The organism is Antarctobacter heliothermus (genome assembly GCF_900188425.1).
Classification (GTDB): Bacteria; Pseudomonadota; Alphaproteobacteria; order Rhodobacterales; family Rhodobacteraceae; genus Antarctobacter; species Antarctobacter heliothermus.
The window spans coordinates 89,823-104,073 of record NZ_FZON01000003.1; the positions used below are offsets into that span (position 1 = coordinate 89,823).

13 protein-coding genes are annotated in these 14,251 nt (G+C 63.5%); 3 read left to right on the forward strand and 10 right to left on the reverse strand.

Going from position 1 to position 14,251, the window contains the following annotated elements; translation table 11 throughout:
• Positions 1-458 precede the first annotated feature (458 nt).
• The 8 genes from CHB90_RS02565 to CHB90_RS02600 all read right to left on the reverse strand — a co-directional run bounded on the left by CHB90_RS02565 (position 459) and on the right by CHB90_RS02600 (position 9,355).
• Positions 459-1,199 (reverse strand): glucose 1-dehydrogenase, encoded by a 741-nt coding sequence (locus CHB90_RS02565; RefSeq protein ID WP_089276283.1) that lies wholly within the window; start codon positions 1,197-1,199, stop codon positions 459-461.
• 10 nt (positions 1,200-1,209) lie between these two features.
• Positions 1,210-1,941 (reverse strand): SDR family NAD(P)-dependent oxidoreductase, encoded by a 732-nt coding sequence (locus CHB90_RS02570; RefSeq protein WP_089276284.1) that lies wholly within the window; start codon positions 1,939-1,941, stop codon positions 1,210-1,212.
• A 125-nt stretch (positions 1,942-2,066) separates the two neighbouring features.
• The gene (locus tag CHB90_RS02575) at positions 2,067-3,662 is read right to left on the reverse strand and encodes an ABC transporter ATP-binding protein (RefSeq protein WP_089276285.1); all 1,596 of its coding nucleotides are present in this window, start codon (positions 3,660-3,662) and stop codon (positions 2,067-2,069) included.
• On the reverse strand, positions 3,659-4,474 hold the full coding sequence (locus CHB90_RS02580) for an ABC transporter permease (RefSeq protein WP_089276286.1): 816 nt from the start codon (positions 4,472-4,474) through the stop codon (positions 3,659-3,661). The genes CHB90_RS02575 and CHB90_RS02580 overlap by 4 nt, the downstream gene beginning before the upstream one ends.
• Positions 4,471-5,412 carry an ABC transporter permease gene (locus CHB90_RS02585; RefSeq protein WP_089276287.1) on the reverse strand — a complete coding sequence of 314 codons (942 nt, stop codon included), beginning with the start codon at positions 5,410-5,412 and terminating at the stop codon, positions 4,471-4,473. The genes CHB90_RS02580 and CHB90_RS02585 overlap by 4 nt, the downstream gene beginning before the upstream one ends.
• 40 nt (positions 5,413-5,452) lie before the next feature.
• On the reverse strand, positions 5,453-6,337 hold the full coding sequence (locus CHB90_RS02590; protein ID WP_089276288.1) for an alpha/beta fold hydrolase: 885 nt from the start codon (positions 6,335-6,337) through the stop codon (positions 5,453-5,455).
• A complete protein-coding gene (locus CHB90_RS02595; RefSeq protein WP_089276289.1) occupies positions 6,334-7,749 on the reverse strand; it encodes a hypothetical protein in 1,416 nt (471 codons plus the stop codon). Before CHB90_RS02595 ends, CHB90_RS02590 begins: the two co-directional genes overlap by 4 nt.
• Positions 7,750-7,885: 136 nt before the next feature.
• The gene (locus CHB90_RS02600) at positions 7,886-9,355 is read right to left on the reverse strand and encodes an ABC transporter substrate-binding protein (RefSeq protein ID WP_089276290.1); all 1,470 of its coding nucleotides are present in this window, start codon (positions 9,353-9,355) and stop codon (positions 7,886-7,888) included.
• Positions 9,356-9,538: 183 nt separating this feature from the next.
• Between CHB90_RS02600 and panB the strand changes: the two genes are divergently transcribed.
• A complete protein-coding gene (gene panB / locus CHB90_RS02605; RefSeq protein ID WP_089276365.1) occupies positions 9,539-10,372 on the forward strand; it encodes a 3-methyl-2-oxobutanoate hydroxymethyltransferase in 834 nt (277 codons plus the stop codon).
• The gene (panC, locus tag CHB90_RS02610) at positions 10,369-11,211 is read left to right on the forward strand and encodes a pantoate--beta-alanine ligase (protein WP_089276291.1); all 843 of its coding nucleotides are present in this window, start codon (positions 10,369-10,371) and stop codon (positions 11,209-11,211) included. Before panB ends, panC begins: the two co-directional genes overlap by 4 nt.
• 60 nt (positions 11,212-11,271) lie before the next feature.
• Here the strand turns inward: panC and CHB90_RS02615 are convergent, their stop codons facing one another.
• Together CHB90_RS02615 and CHB90_RS02620 are read right to left on the reverse strand one after the other, a co-directional pair.
• Entirely contained in the window at positions 11,272-12,549 is a 1,278-nt protein-coding gene (locus tag CHB90_RS02615) for an acetylornithine deacetylase/succinyl-diaminopimelate desuccinylase family protein (RefSeq protein WP_089276292.1), read from the reverse strand.
• 47 nt (positions 12,550-12,596) lie between these two features.
• On the reverse strand, positions 12,597-13,574 hold the full coding sequence (locus CHB90_RS02620) for a DUF2125 domain-containing protein (protein WP_089276293.1): 978 nt from the start codon (positions 13,572-13,574) through the stop codon (positions 12,597-12,599).
• A gap of 67 nt (positions 13,575-13,641) precedes the next feature.
• On the opposite strand from CHB90_RS02620, the gene CHB90_RS02625 reads away from it, so the two are divergent.
• Positions 13,642-14,175 carry a gamma-glutamylcyclotransferase gene (locus tag CHB90_RS02625; protein ID WP_089276294.1) on the forward strand — a complete coding sequence of 178 codons (534 nt, stop codon included), beginning with the start codon at positions 13,642-13,644 and terminating at the stop codon, positions 14,173-14,175.
• Positions 14,176-14,251 lie beyond the last annotated feature (76 nt).

Sequence of the window (14,251 nt, forward strand, 5' to 3'; positions counted from 1 at the left end):
GAGATCATGACCGAAAGGCCCGCCAAAAGGCCAAGTATGGCAAAGATGAACCGCCTCGACATGTTTGAATCGATGACCCAAGCCGTGATGCAGGGCAACTCACGAAAGCGTTATGCACGTGCGATGCATCGGTAGGCCGCTTTGTTCACACAGCGGCCGTTTATAGAGCGCGCAGCGAATTCACACTTTCCGCCCTATACAGCCGAACCTTGTGCACTTCTGAGAGGGGGCGGACACGTATTCCATCTGGATGAGCGTCTGCACGCCTTGCAAACCAATCGAACCCGTCCCGGTAGGCATCTGGCACCGGTCTGCTCCATGCAAAAACGCCATTGGCATTCCGAGAATTTAGGGGCCTCCAGACCGGTTGGGAGGCCCCAAAGTATAAAGAGTCCGTAAATTCGTCTCTGTAACCCATTGATTTTACACAGGCGCCACGCTGTCCACGCGTGGACACCCTAAATACACCGCCCCCCATCCACCTCCAGACAGGTCCCGGTGATCATATCCGCCTCGTCCGAGCACAAGAACAGCGCCGCATTGGCCAGATCCTGCGGGGTCGAGAACCGTCCCAGCGGGATGGTCGCCAGAAATTTCGCCCGCATCTCCGGCGTGTCCTCCCCCATGAAGCTGGCCAGCAAAGGCGTCTCGCCCGCCACAGGATTGAGGGCGTTGACCCGGATGCCCGAGGGCGCCAGTTCCACCGCCATCGTCTTGGTCGCCGTGTTCATCCAGCCTTTTGAGGCGTTGTACCAGTTCAGCTTGGGCCGCGGCGACACCCCCGCCGTCGAGGCCACGTTCAGGATCGCCCCCGATCCTTGCCCCTTAAGCTGAGGCACCAAAGCGCGGGCCATCAGGTAGACCGACTTGCAGTTGACGGCAAAGACGCGGTCAAAGTCCTCCTCGCTCACGTCCTCCATCAAGGCGGGCAGATGGGTGATGCCCGCGTTGTTCACAAGGATGTCGATGCCCCCCATCAGGTCGTTGGCCTCGGCCACCAGATTGGTCACGCTGGCCGGATCAGAAACATCGGCGTGCAGCGCATGCCCCCCGGTGTCCTGCGCCACCTCGCGCGCGTTCTCAAAATTGATGTCGGCAATCACCACCTGCGCGCCCTCGGCGGCAAAGCGGGTCACGATACCCGCGCCAAAGCCTGATCCGCCGCCGGTGACGATGGCGCGTTTGCCCTGCAATCTCATGGTGTCCTCCCTAGTAGACCGCCCGCCCGCCGGACTGGTCAAAGACCGCGCCGGTGGCAAAGCTCGCCTCATCCGACGCGAGCCAGCAGGCCATGGCGGTGATCTCTTCGATCGTGCCAAAGCGGCCCATCGGGATCTTGGATTTCATGTAGGCGATGAACTCGTCGCTCATCTGGTCAAAGATCGCGGTATGCACGGCGGCGGGGGCGATGGCATTGACGGTGATGCGCGTATCGGCCAGCTCTTTGCCCAGCGACTTGGTCAGCCCGATCACCGCCGCCTTGGACGCCGAATAGGCCGAGGCATTGGGGTTGCCCTCCTTGCCCGCGATGGAGGCCATGTTGACGATCCGGCCAAAGCCAGCGGGCCGCATCAGCGCCGCCGCCGCGCGGTTGCAATAGAACAGCCCGTTGACGTTGAGATCGAAAACCTGTCGCCAAGCATCGGTGGGGTATTCGATGACGGTGGTGTTGGGCCCGGTGATGCCCGCCGAACAGACCAGCGTGTCCAGCCCGCCCATGGCGGCCTGATCCTCGCCCATGGCAGCGGTCACGGCCTCTGGGTCGGTGACGTCGATCTGCCGGGTACGGGTGTTTTTCATCCCGTCAAAGGCCGCGAGATTGGCCTTGCTGATGTCCCAGATGGTGACCTGTGCGCCCTCGGCGGCAAGGCGTTGGGCAATGGCCGCGCCAATGCCCGAAGCGCCGCCAGTGACGACCGCATGGCGGTTTTCGAAACGCATGTAACCCTCCCTTTTTGGGCGCATCCTGCGGTGTCCCGGCGCGAAGGTCCAGCGATTTGCAACCTATGGAAGGGGGCGATGGCTGGAGCTGGCCGTTGGTACGGAACGGCGTCCGGAACCGGACGTTACGCGCCGCCAGGTGACGCGGGCAGATGCGGCGCGGCGTCCAGCAGGGTTCTGGTGTAGGCGTGCCGGGGGGCGGTAAAGACCTGCTCTGTCGGGCCTTTCTCAACGATGCGGCCCGCGCGCATGACCATGATCCGGTCAGTCACGCCACGCACCACGGACAAATCATGGCTGATGAACAGATACGCCAACCCGTAAGAGGCACTGAGATCTGCCATCAGGTCAAGGATCTGCGCCCGCACGCGGACATCCAGCGCCGACACCGCCTCGTCAAAGACAATCAGGTCGGGCCGGATGATCAGCGCCCGCGCGATGGCAAGGCGCTGGCGCTGGCCGCCGGAAAAGGCGTGGATGTGTTTGTGTGCATCATCGGGAGACAGGCCGACGGCGGTCAGCGCCTCGGCGACGGCGGTGTCCCGGGCGGTGCCCTGCGGCGGATCGGGTAGCAGATGAAACGGTTCGGTGATCAGGCGCGCAACGCGGTGGCGGGGGTTGAAGCTGCCGTAGGGGTCCTGAAACACCACCTGAATGCGGCGACGCACCGCCAGATTGGGCCTGTGGTCGGTAAAGACCGCTTTGCCGCCCAGCGTGATGGTCCCCTCTGCGATAGAGGTCAGACCCAGCAGCGCGCGGGTCAGGGTGGATTTGCCGCATCCGCTTTCCCCCACCAGGCCGACCCGTTCGCCGCGCCCGATGTGAAAGCTCACATCGCGCACGGCGGTAAAGCTGGGGCGCTTGGCAAAGGGCCCCGGGCGGGGCAGCGGGTAAGTGCAGGTGACACCCTGCGCGTGCAACAGTGGGCCGTTGTCGGGGCGTGGCGGCAGGTGGGGCCGGTGGTCGGAGGCCTCGAACAAGGCGCGCGTATAGGGGTGAGTGCGCTGGCTGAGGACCTGCGCGGTGGGACCGGATTCGACAATGCGCCCGGTCTGCATCACAGCGATGCGATGGGCCATGTTTGCCACCACGGCAAGGTCGTGGGTGATCATCATCAGGGCCATGCCCTCTGTCCGGGTGAGATCCTGCAACAGGTCGAGGATCTGCGCCTGTGTCGTGACATCCAGCGCCGTGGTCGGTTCATCCGCGATCAGCAGGCGGGGGCGCAGGGCGATGGCCATGGCGATGACCACGCGCTGACGTTGGCCGCCGGACAGTTCATGTGGATAGCGCGTCAACGGCAGATCCAGACCACAGCGGTGCAGCGCCTCGCGGGCCTTGTCCCGTGCCATGGCACGCGGTGTGCGGGGGCTGTGCTGCAGGATGGTTTCGGCCACCTGCGCGCCGATGGTCTGCACCGGGTTGAGCGCGGTCATCGGTTCCTGAAAGATCATGCCGATGTCATTGCCGCGCACCGCGCACAGCCTGCGTTCCGGCAGGGTCAGCAGGTCTGTCCCGTCAAGAGAGATCTGCCCCGTCGCCTGCGCGACCTGCGGCAAAAGTCCCATGGTGGCAAGCGCGGTCATCGATTTGCCGGACCCGGATTCGCCGGTCAGGGCGACGATCTCGCCGGGGGCGATGGTCAGGTCGATCGTGTCCAGAATGCGTTTGCCGTGAATGGTGACCGACAGGGCATCAATCGTCAAAAGTGGGGCGGTCATGTGCGCAAGACCCTCAGGCGCGGGTCGAAATGATCGCGCAGCCCGTCGCCCAGCAGATTCAGCCCCAACACCATGAAGACAATCGTCAGACCGGGGATCAGCGCCACATGGGGGGCCAGCGATACCAGCGTTTGCGCGTCGGCCAGCATCCGGCCCCATGAGGGGATGGGCGGCTGCGCGCCAAGGCCGACGTAACTCAGCCCAGCCTCGGCGAGGATGCCCAGCGAGAATTGGATGGTGCATTGCACAATCAACAGGTTGGCGATGTTGGGCAAGATGTGTTCGGCGCTGATCCGGGTGCGGTTCTTACCCGCCACGCGGGCGGCAAGGATGAACTCACGCGTCCATAGGCTCAGCGCGGCGCCACGGGCGAGACGGGCAAAGACGGGGATGTTGAATATCCCGATGGCAAGGATCGCGTTCAGCGCGCCGGGGCCAAAGACGGCGGTGATCAGGATGGCGATGACAAGGCTGGGAAAGGCAAAGATCAGGTCGGCAGAGCGTGAGATCAGCTCATCCATCCAGCCGCCCGCGCGGCTGGCGGCGGCAAGGCCCAGCGGCACGCCAATCGTGATTCCGATGCCCACCGCCACCAGCGCCACGGCAATCGAGGTGCGCGCGCCGACCATCAGCATCGACAGGATGTCCCGCCCGAAATGATCGGTGCCCAACAGGTGCGCGCCGCCCGGCGGTTGCAGGCGGGCCGGGATGTCCAGCGCCGTGACGTCGTAGGGCGTCCAGAGAAACGACAGCGCCGCCGCGCCCAGAAACAGCGCGGTCAGCGCGCCGCCAAGGATCAGGTTGCGGCTCATCCCTTGCGCAACCGCGGATCGGTCAGCGCATAGGCAAGGTCGGTCAGAAAGTTCACGAGGATCACGGCAAAGACCAGCAGCATGACCGCCGATTCAACGACGATCAGGTCTCTCTGGCTGATGGATTGAAAGATCAGCCGCCCAAGGCCGGGCAGATAGAACACTTGTTCGATGATGATGCCGCCTGCGATCAGAAAGGAGAATTGCAGCCCGATGATGGTCAGCACCGGGATCAGCGCATTGCGCACCCCGTGCCGCCACAGCGTTTGCCGCCGGGTCAGCCCCTTGGCGCGGGCGGTGCGAATGTAATCCTCGCCCAATGTGTCGATCAGGGATGAGCGCAGCACGCGGGCAAGGATGGCGGCCTGCGGCAAGGCAAGCGCCACGGCGGGCAGGGTCAGGGCGCGGATCGCCTGCAACGGGTTGTCCCAGCCGGGAAAGCCGCCAGAGGGAAAGATCCGCCATGTGATCGCAAAGCCCAGCACCAGTAGCATGGCAAACCAGAAATTCGGGATCGCCACGCCCAACTGCGAAAACGCCATGACGCCGAAATCGGGCGCGCGCCCGCGCGTGGCGGCGGCGATCAACCCCGCCGGAAAGGCTAGCAGGATTGCCAGCGTCAGCGCATACAGCGCCAGGGGCAATGAGATCCAGAGCCGGGTGGCGATCATCTCGGCCACCGGGGTGCGATAGGTGTAGGACAGGCCGAAATCGCCCGTCAGCATGCCGCCGACCCAGGACAGGTATCGCTGGATTTTCGGCTGATCGAGGCCCAGTTCGTCGCGCAGGGCGGCGACGGTTTCGGGTTGGGCGTTGATCCCCAGCATATAGCTGGCCGGGTCGCCGGGGGCGACCTCGACCACGAGGAAGATCACCGCAGAGGCGGCGATGAGGCTGAGGATCAGCGAGGTCAGGCGTCGGGTCAGATAGGCCAGCATGGGCGGCACCGTATGAGCGGGCAGGGCGGGCGTCCAGTGGTCACGGGCTGAGGAAGCCGCGCAGAGCCTCGGCGGTTTGTCGTGGCGACTGGTCGACAAAGAAATGCCCGCCGGGGATGGCCTGGGCGGTCATGTCGGACAGCCGGTCGGCCCAAGTGGCAGGCACGTCATAGGCGCGCGCCATCGCGCCGTCGGCCCCGTAGAGGACAAGTGCGGGGCAGGTGACACGCCGGTTCAGGTCGGCGGCGTCTAGGGCAAAATCCACCTCGATTGCGGCGCGGTAGTCGTCACACATGGCACGGCGGCACTCGGGGTCCGCCCATGCGGCGCGGTAAGCGGCCAGCTGTGCCGTTTTGAAATCGGCCAGCGTCGCCTTGCCAAAGCCCAGCAGGCAGCTTTGGTAGTAGGCGTCCGGGTCGGCGGCGATCATGGTTTCGGGAAACGGTTCCGGCTGTGACAGAAAGAACCAGTGATAGTAGGCCTTGGCGACTTGGTAGGTGAGATCGTTCAACAGCAGATGGGTCGGGATGATGTCCATGACTGTGAGAGAGCGCACTGCATCGGGCGCGTCCAGCGCCATGCGGTGGGCGGTGCGGGCGCCCCGGTCGTGTCCAGCGAGGTGAAAGCTGTTAAACCCGAGATGGCGCATCAGATTGAATGGATCGCGCGCCATTTCCCGAAAGCTGTAGTTTTCCATACCCCTTGGTTTGCTGCTGTCGCCGTAGCCGCGCAGATCTGGACAGACGACGGTAAAATCCTGCGCCAGCAGCGGCGCCACCTCGGCCCACATGGCGCGGGTCTGGGGAAAGCCGTGCAGCAGCAGAAGGGGCGGGCCAGAGCCGCCGATTTCGTAGGCGATGCTCTGGCCGTCGAAGGTGTCCTGGGCGGGGGTGAAGCCGGGGATATCGTTGCGGGGCGCGGTCATCTGTCGGTGACACAGATGGTGTTGCCCGTTCCGACACTTTTGAGACAGGTGCTGCTGTCGTCATGCGGCGTGGCGGCAACCCCGTCGATCCGGTAAATCTCTGGCGCTACGGGGTCATTGAAATAGGGGGTGGCGGCGATCTCTATCACGGTGCGGTCTCCGCTGTCCCAATGCAGGGTGTGTTTGGCGAATTTGCGACCGGCGCGTTCCATCACGTCGATGGCCTGTGTGCAGGGTTCGTTGCGCACCGCCGGACCCGATGCCAAGCGCAGCGTGCAATGAGCAGAGCGCAAGACATCCGCCGCGATCCCGGTTTGCCAAAGCGCGTTGAATTCCGTCATTGGGTGGTATCGGGCGTAGTGCGGCAATGTGACGAAACGATCAGCCTGGCAGTCACCGATCGCGTGATCGAAACTGCTGTCGTTTCCGCAGACCCTGACGCTGCGTCCGTCTAGTTGGACGCGGCATTCTACAGGAAGCGTCCAGTAACGGTATCCATAGACAATCCCCTCTTCCAGTTCGACGGGACCGTAGTCCGGCAGCAGCCGATATTCCGCCGAACCGTTCAGCGGCCTCAGATCGAACACACCAGAGGTCATGAAATTGTTGCTGCTGAGTTCATAGATTTCCGAAGGACGCCGGAAGCCCCGCATCAACCCGTTTTCGCAGACCATCTGACGCTGAATGGAGAATTGCGGCAGGTGTTCCGGCACGCCCTCCAGCCCGATGTCCCAGCTGAGCGCCTGTTCAATCGTGCGAATGTGGTACAACTGGTTTGCAGGCGTTTCCAGCAGGCCCCGGATCAGGCCGGGATGCATCATGGCGCCGGATTCGAAAGGCCGCTGGGAATTGGCGATGATGACGATGTTCAGGATGCTTTCGATGCCCAGCGAATACGCCTGTTTCAACTCCCGTGCGCCGTAGCTTTGCGCCCCGTCGATGACAATGGACGGGCTGTGAAAGGCGAGATCGCCGCCGACATGCAGAATGCGGTTCTCTTCGACGGTGGTCGGGCCGGCATGTTTGTTGCCCATCATGAAGATGATGGCGCAGACCGAATAGCAGATGCTGCCATCGCCGACGCGGGTCTGGAGCCCATGGTCATAGACAAAGCGTGCAATTCTTGCACCTTCGGACAGGCTGCCGCCTTCGCTGTTCAGGCACAGGATCGGATCGAACCCGTAACCCGTCTGCGACCAGAATTCGGCGTCGCCCTTGAAGGCTGACAATGCCTCAAAATCCCCATTGGCAATCGGGCCGTCGATGACAAAGGCGCAGGGTTCCTGTCCCTCGCGGACGGTGGCGGCCTGTGCCATGTCGGACAGGACAATGAAAAGGGCAAGTGCGCCGCCCATCCAAAGCAAAAGTCGGAACACAGAAAACACGGGTGGCGCGGGCCAGGGTCTGGTCATGCTCAATGGTCCTCTGCGATGAAGTTACCCAAGTCTAACACGGCTCCGCCGCGTCTGAGAAGGTTTTGAACAGCCAACGAAAAGACCCTCTTTCACGGGGAAAAAGGGTCTGGTTTTCAAACAGTCATGCAGCGGGTTACTGCGTCCAACGCACCTTGGTCAGGTCATTGGCCTGCGTCGGCTGATTTGGCCACAGCCCTTCGAGCCGCGCATCCGCCACCGTCGGGAAGGCCAGTTGGAACAGGTAGCCGTTGACGTAATCCTGCGCGATGATCGTCTGTGCCTCGGCCAGCATGTCAGAGCGCGCGGCGGGGTCCGTGGTGGCGTTGAGCAGCTTCATCAGGGCCTGAAACTCTGGGTTGTCATACTGAAAGTAGTAATCGGGCCGGGCGTAGATGCCGATGTCGAAGGGTTCCGTGTGGCTGACAATCGTCAGGCCGAAATCCTTGCCGCGAAACACCTCTTCCAGCCATTGCGCCCATTCCAGATTGGTGATCTCCGTCTCGATGCCGACGTTGCGCAGCTGTGAGGCGATGATTTCACCGCCGCGCCGGGCATAGGAGGGCGGCGGCAGTTTCAGCGTGGTCGTGAACCCTTCGGCATATCCTGCATCCACCAGCAGCATGCGCGCGCGGTCAGGGTCATAGACCGACAGCCCGGTCAAATCGACGTAGTCGGGGTTATGCGGGGCAAAATGCGTGCCGATGGGGGTGCCAAGACCGAACATCGCACCGTCGATGATCGCCTGCCGGTCGATGGCATGGGACAGGGCCTCTCGCACCATCGGGTTGTCGAAAGGCGGCTGCTTGTTGTTCATCGCAAGGATGGTTTCGCCCTCGGACGAGCCCTTGATGACGGCAAAACGTGGGTCACCCTCGAACTGGGGCAGGTTTTCCGGCGCGGGAAAGCCGGAAAAGGCGTCGACATCCTGCGCCATCATGGCGGCAAAGGCGGCGGTCGGGTCCGAGATGAACTTGAACGTCGCCTTGGTCAGAAAGGGGGCCTCTCCCCAATAGTCGGCGTTCTGGACCAACGTTATGCTGTCACCCTGCCGCCATTCATCAAACTTGAACGGACCGGTGCCGATTGGGGTCTGCTTGATCCCCTCGATGCTCTCGGGGGCGACGATCACAGCGTCGCCCCAGGCCAGATTGAACAGCAGGTTGCCGTTGGGGGCATCCAGCGTCAGTTGCACGGTTGTCGGGTCGATGACGGTGACGTCGGTGATGCCGGTATACAGCGCCTTTTGCGCGTTTGTGCTGTCCTCTGCACGGGCGCGGTCAAGGCTGAATTTCACGTCTTCGGCGTCAAAGGTTGTGCCGTCGTGGAACGTCACGCCCTGAGCCAGATGAAAGGTGTAGATCAGGCCATCCTCGGAAATCTCCCATTCACGGGCAAGGCCGGGGACGATGGCGCCGGTTTCGGTGAAACTGGTCAGCCCTTCGAAGACGTTGGAATACAGCACGCTGTCGATGGCCCCGGCGGCGGCAGAAGTCGGGTCAAGGTGCGGCGGTTCCAACTGAATTGCGAGGGTCAGATCGGTCTGCTGCGCAAGTGCAGCCGTGCCGCCAAGCAGAGCGGCGGCAAGGGTCAGGCGAAGGATCATGGTGGAACTCCCTGTTTCTTTGGGATGAGTGTTGCGCTTTGGGGCCGCGCGATCAAGCGCGGCTTGCAAAAGGGCTCTGGTTCTGCGGCGCGGCAAATGTTAGGGCGGTGCGCAATTTTGTTGCGCGATGCGGGGGCTGAGCCTCCGGACCTTGCGCGGCGACATTTGGGGGAGGATGAGACCATGAGCGCGACCGCAAAGAAAAGAGCGCCGATGCCGGACGATATTCGTGCCCGCAAAGGGGGCACGCCGCTGGTCAGCCTGACCGCATACACCACGCCCATGGCGCAGATGATGGACGCGCATTGCGACTTTGTGCTGGTGGGCGACAGTGTCGGGATGGTGCTGCACGGCCTGCCATCGACGCTGGGCGTCACGATGGAGATGATGATCCTGCACGGGCAGGCGGTGGCGCGCGGGTTGGCCAGTGCGATGATGGTCATCGACATGCCCTTTGGGTCGTATGAGGAAAGCCCGCAGCAGGCGTTTCGCAATGCCGCCCGGCTGATGGCAGAGACGGGGGCCGGGGCGGTCAAGCTGGAAGGCGGCGTCGAGATGGCCGCAACTATCGCCTTTCTGGTCAAGCGCGGGGTGCCGGTCATGGCGCATATCGGCCTGACGCCGCAGTCGATCAACACGCTGGGCGGCTACAAGGTGCAGGGTCGCGGTGATGCGGGGGATGCGCTGATGGCGGATGCCATGGCGGTGGCAGAGGCGGGGGCCTTTGCCATAGTGCTGGAAAAGGTGCCGGCAAGCCTTGCCGACGCGGTGACGGCAGAGGTGCCGATCCCCACCATCGGTATTGGTGCCAGCGCGGGGTGCGACGGGCAGATACTGGTGGTCGATGACATGCTGGGCCTGTTCACCGCCTTCAAGGCCAAGTTCGTGAAACGCTATGCCACCTTGGGCGCGGATGGTGAGACGGCGATTGCGACCTATGCCGATGATGTGCGCGCACGCCGCTTTCCAGGGCCGGACCATGTCTTTGGCGATACGGTGCCGGAGCCAAAAGCGTGATCGCGCCGATTGTCCGGTCGGTGGCCGAGCTGCGCGAGCTGACGACCGCGTGGCAGCGCGCCGGTGAGACGGTGGGCGCGGTGCCCACGATGGGCGCGCTGCACGACGGGCATCTGAGCCTTGTGGCGGCGGCAAAAGAGCATTGCGACCGGGTGATCGTGACGATCTTTGTGAACCCCAAGCAGTTCAACAGCCCCGAGGATTATGAGAACTATCCGCGCACGGAACATGACGACGCGGCCAAGCTGGCGCGCTTTGCCGTCGATGCGATCTTTGTGCCGGATGGCGATGAGATGTATCCGCGTGGCTTTGCGACGGGCGTGTCGGTCAGTGGTCTGACGGATGTGCTGTGCGGCGCGCATCGGCCCGGTCACTTTGACGGGGTGGCCACGGTGGTGACCAAGCTGCTGCTGCAGACCTCAGCCGATCAGGCGTTTTTTGGCGAAAAAGACTGGCAGCAGGTGCAGGTGGTGCGGCGGCTGGTGGCGGATCTCAACCTCCCCTGCCAGATCGTCGGTTGCCCGACCATCCGCGAGATTGACGGGCTGGCCATGTCCTCACGCAACCTGTTGTTGTCGGACCGGGCGCGCGGGCGAGCGGCGGCATTGCATGAGGCGCTGGAAGAGATGGCAGAGGGGTTGCGCGCTGGGCAAGTGGCGTCTGACTTGCGCCCTGCGGCTGAGGCGCGACTGACAGCGGTGGGGTTCACAGAGGTCGAATACCTAGACCTGCGGGCCAATGACGACCTGTCACTGTTGGAGCGGCCAAATCAACCGGCGCGGCTGCTGGTGGCGGCCTGGTTGGCGGGCGTGCGCCTGATCGACAATATCGCGGTGTGACGGCGGGCAGACGCTGTTCCGGCTGCACCGAAAGACGCCCCGCCCACCGTCCCTTTGGCGTCACGCCTCTGGCAACAGCAGCGTTTCCAAACTGCGGGCCATGACCTTGGTGCTGTCGAGCATATCCGTCACGCCCACCCATTCGTCGGGTTTGTGCGCCAGTTCCAGCACGCCAGGCCCGTAAGCGATACAGTTCTTCAGCCGCCCGATCCGGTCGATGTGTTTCTGATCGTAAGATCCGGGAGAGGCGATATAGCCCGGTTCCCGCCCGAACACGTCGCGGATCGCCGCCGCGACGGTTGTGACCACCGGGGCCTCTTGTGAGGTCATCGACGGATCGATGCGGTTTATGTCGCGGAGGGCGTAGTCGAACCGGGGGCGGCTGGCCTTGAGATCATCCAGCATGGCGATGACCTCTCCGCGCACCTCGTCATAAGCCTCTTCGACAAGAAAGCGCCGGTCGATCACCATGCGGCAGCTGTCGGGCACATTGGGCGCAGGCAGGCCGGTGAAATCCTCCAGTTCCCCCTCGCCGCCGTGGATCGAGTTGATGTTGAGCGTGGAGTGCCGCGCCGCCTCTGGTGTGACGGGCATGGCGGTTTCGCGGGTTGTCAGTGACGGGAACAGCCGGTCCTCGAATGCCCGCATGACCGCCCCCATGTGACGCACGGCGCAATCACCGAGGAAGGGCATCGAGCCGTGGGCAATCTCTCCCTTCGTCTCGATCTCTGCCCACCATGCGCCGCGATGGCCAAGGCAGATGCGGTCCTTGTTGAGCGGTTCCGGGATGATGACGTGTTGTACCCGGTCGGGCGAAAAGAACCCCATATGGGCCAGATGCGCGACACCGCCATAGCCGCCGGTTTCCTCGTCCGCCGTCCCTGAAATCTCGATTGCGCCCGCGTAGTCCGGATGTTCGGCGATGAAACATTCGGCGGCAATGATCGACGCGGCCAGCCCGCCTTTCATGTCGCAGGTGCCGCGTCCATAGATCCGGTCGCCGTCCAGCACCGCGCCAAACGGATCATATGTCCAGCCGCGCCCAACCTCGACCACGTCTATATGTGAGTTGAAATGAACGCAGTCGCCGGGGCGGGTGCCCTCGCGGCGGGCGACGATATTCCAGCGCGGATAGCGGTCACTGTCGCCTGGCGCCCCTGTGGCGCGGATCATTTCGCAGGCAAAGCCCGAGGCCGAGAGGCGACGTTGCAGATATTCGCAAATGTCTCGGTACAGCGCGCCCGGCGGATTCAGCGTGGGCAGGCGGACAAGGTCCTGAGTGAGCGAGATCAAGTCGTCGCGGGCGGCGTCGATGCGGGCGAAAAGCGTGTCAGTCATGCCGCGAATTCTCTGCCCCTTGGCGGTCGTGCGCAAGGGGGCTGCCTTTAGGGCAGGCGCAGGCGCGGCGCCTCTCCCAGGGGAATCAGGCCGAAAGATACGCGGCCTTCGGTGAAATCCAGCGAAAGATCCAGCGTGTTCGACGTGCCCTTGAGTCCGGAGGCCAGCGACAAGGCGGTTTCCAGCGTGTCGATCAGCCCCTTTGGGAGTTGTTGAGCGTCCCGCGCGTGGTCCAGCGTGTTGCGCGCGTTCACCGCATGCACCGTCACCTTGCCACTGGCGCGCCCGCGCGCATCGGCGGTCAACTGCCCCGCCAGGATCAATTCCAAACCTTCGAGCCGGTAGTCGGCTTTGCGCAGGTCAATCTGTTGCGGCTGGGGCCGCGGGCCGGAAAGGGCGTCGAGGGTCCAGTCTTGATCGAAACGGACCTCGGCCTGTAGTTGCAGGCCATCCGCCTTTGCGTTGCCGGGCACCGGCGTGTCATCGGGGGTGGCCAAGGTGTCGGTCGTGAGGCCAATCCGGTAGAGGTCGGGTGCTCCTGGGATGCTGGTGACGGCGGCGCGCAATCCGTCAAAGGCAAGTGCGCCCTGCGGTCCCCCAATGGTGAGCGCGCCTGCCTCAAGATTGGCACGCAGGATCTGGCCCTCGGCCCCATGGATCAGCGAGGCGCGCAGGCCGGTGCTGGCGATGCGGACAGGGCCTGAGGACAGTGTCAGCGTCTGGGTTTCAGGCCAGACAAGGATCAGGTGACCGGGCCGGTAGGTCAGCCCGAGGATCTGGAAAAACGGCGCGTCCCAGCCAACGCCCCGTGCGGCATCCTGCAGCCGCACGCCGGTCAGCGTCGTGTCGAGGCGGCTGGGAAAGCCCCGCACGCTGAGATCCGTATACTCCGCCTGCCAGCCTTCGGCGCGGCGGTCATCGAACCAGCTTTCGATGTCGCGTTTCAGGCTCCACGACGAGACAACCCAGAGCCCCGCCCAGCCAATCAGCAGCACCGACGCCACCACAAAGATCAAGCGAGTCATGGGTGCCGCCCCTTTTCCTGCCGCATGTGATCGTGTTTACAGGCCGTCAACGAGAAGGACCAGATTGATGACGCTTTGGGTGTTTGGCTACGCCTCTCTTTTGTGGAACCCCGGCTTTCCGGTGGCGGAACGGGTGCAGGGACGGCTGCATGGCTATGCGCGCAGTTTCTGCATGTATTCGATCCACCATCGCGGGACCGAGGAAACCCCGGGTCTGGTTCTGGCGCTTGACGAACAGGAGGGGGCGAGCTGTGACGGGTTGGCGCTGCGCGCGGCACCTGGCAGCGAGGACGAGACGCTGGCCTATCTGCGCGAGCGGGAGTTGATATCCTCGGCCTATCTGGAAAAACGTCTGGACCTGAGCCTGGCAGATGGACGGCGGGTTCAGGCAGTGTCTTATGTGATCGACCCGCATCATGTGCAGTATTGTCACCTGCCGCTGGAAGACCAGGCGCGAATCATCGCGCAGGCGCATGGCGGACGCGGGCCGAACACCGAATACCTCTACAACACCGCGACACATCTGGAGGAAATTGGCGTGCCGGATCCGGATTTGCACTGGTTGGTGCGCGAGGTAAGGGCATTGACCGGCGAAGGGTGAGCCCCTGTGTGGCGGGCTGGGGCCTAGCCTCTGCACGCACTCCAGCGCCGTCTCGCAAGACCGTGCTGGAGGGAAG

What these genes read in the sequence shown, in the direction of transcription:
- CHB90_RS02585 (WP_089276287.1), bottom strand. Translation starts at nt 5,412, where the DNA reads ATGCTGGCCTATCTGACCCGACGCCTGACCTCGCTGATCCTCAGCCTC.
- panB (WP_089276365.1), top strand. Translation starts at nt 9,539, where the DNA reads ATGAGCGCGACCGCAAAGAAAAGAGCGCCGATGCCGGACGATATTCGT.
- CHB90_RS02625 (WP_089276294.1), top strand. Translation starts at nt 13,642, where the DNA reads ATGACGCTTTGGGTGTTTGGCTACGCCTCTCTTTTGTGGAACCCCGGC.
- CHB90_RS02565 (WP_089276283.1), bottom strand. Translation starts at nt 1,199, where the DNA reads ATGAGATTGCAGGGCAAACGCGCCATCGTCACCGGCGGCGGATCAGGC.
- CHB90_RS02590 (WP_089276288.1), bottom strand. Translation starts at nt 6,337, where the DNA reads ATGACCGCGCCCCGCAACGATATCCCCGGCTTCACCCCCGCCCAGGAC.
- CHB90_RS02600 (WP_089276290.1), bottom strand. Translation starts at nt 9,355, where the DNA reads ATGATCCTTCGCCTGACCCTTGCCGCCGCTCTGCTTGGCGGCACGGCT.
- CHB90_RS02570 (WP_089276284.1), bottom strand. Translation starts at nt 1,941, where the DNA reads ATGCGTTTCGAAAACCGCCATGCGGTCGTCACTGGCGGCGCTTCGGGC.
- CHB90_RS02615 (WP_089276292.1), bottom strand. Translation starts at nt 12,549, where the DNA reads ATGACTGACACGCTTTTCGCCCGCATCGACGCCGCCCGCGACGACTTG.
- CHB90_RS02595 (WP_089276289.1), bottom strand. Translation starts at nt 7,749, where the DNA reads ATGACCAGACCCTGGCCCGCGCCACCCGTGTTTTCTGTGTTCCGACTT.
- CHB90_RS02620 (WP_089276293.1), bottom strand. Translation starts at nt 13,574, where the DNA reads ATGACTCGCTTGATCTTTGTGGTGGCGTCGGTGCTGCTGATTGGCTGG.
- CHB90_RS02575 (WP_089276285.1), bottom strand. Translation starts at nt 3,662, where the DNA reads ATGACCGCCCCACTTTTGACGATTGATGCCCTGTCGGTCACCATTCAC.
- CHB90_RS02580 (WP_089276286.1), bottom strand. Translation starts at nt 4,474, where the DNA reads ATGAGCCGCAACCTGATCCTTGGCGGCGCGCTGACCGCGCTGTTTCTG.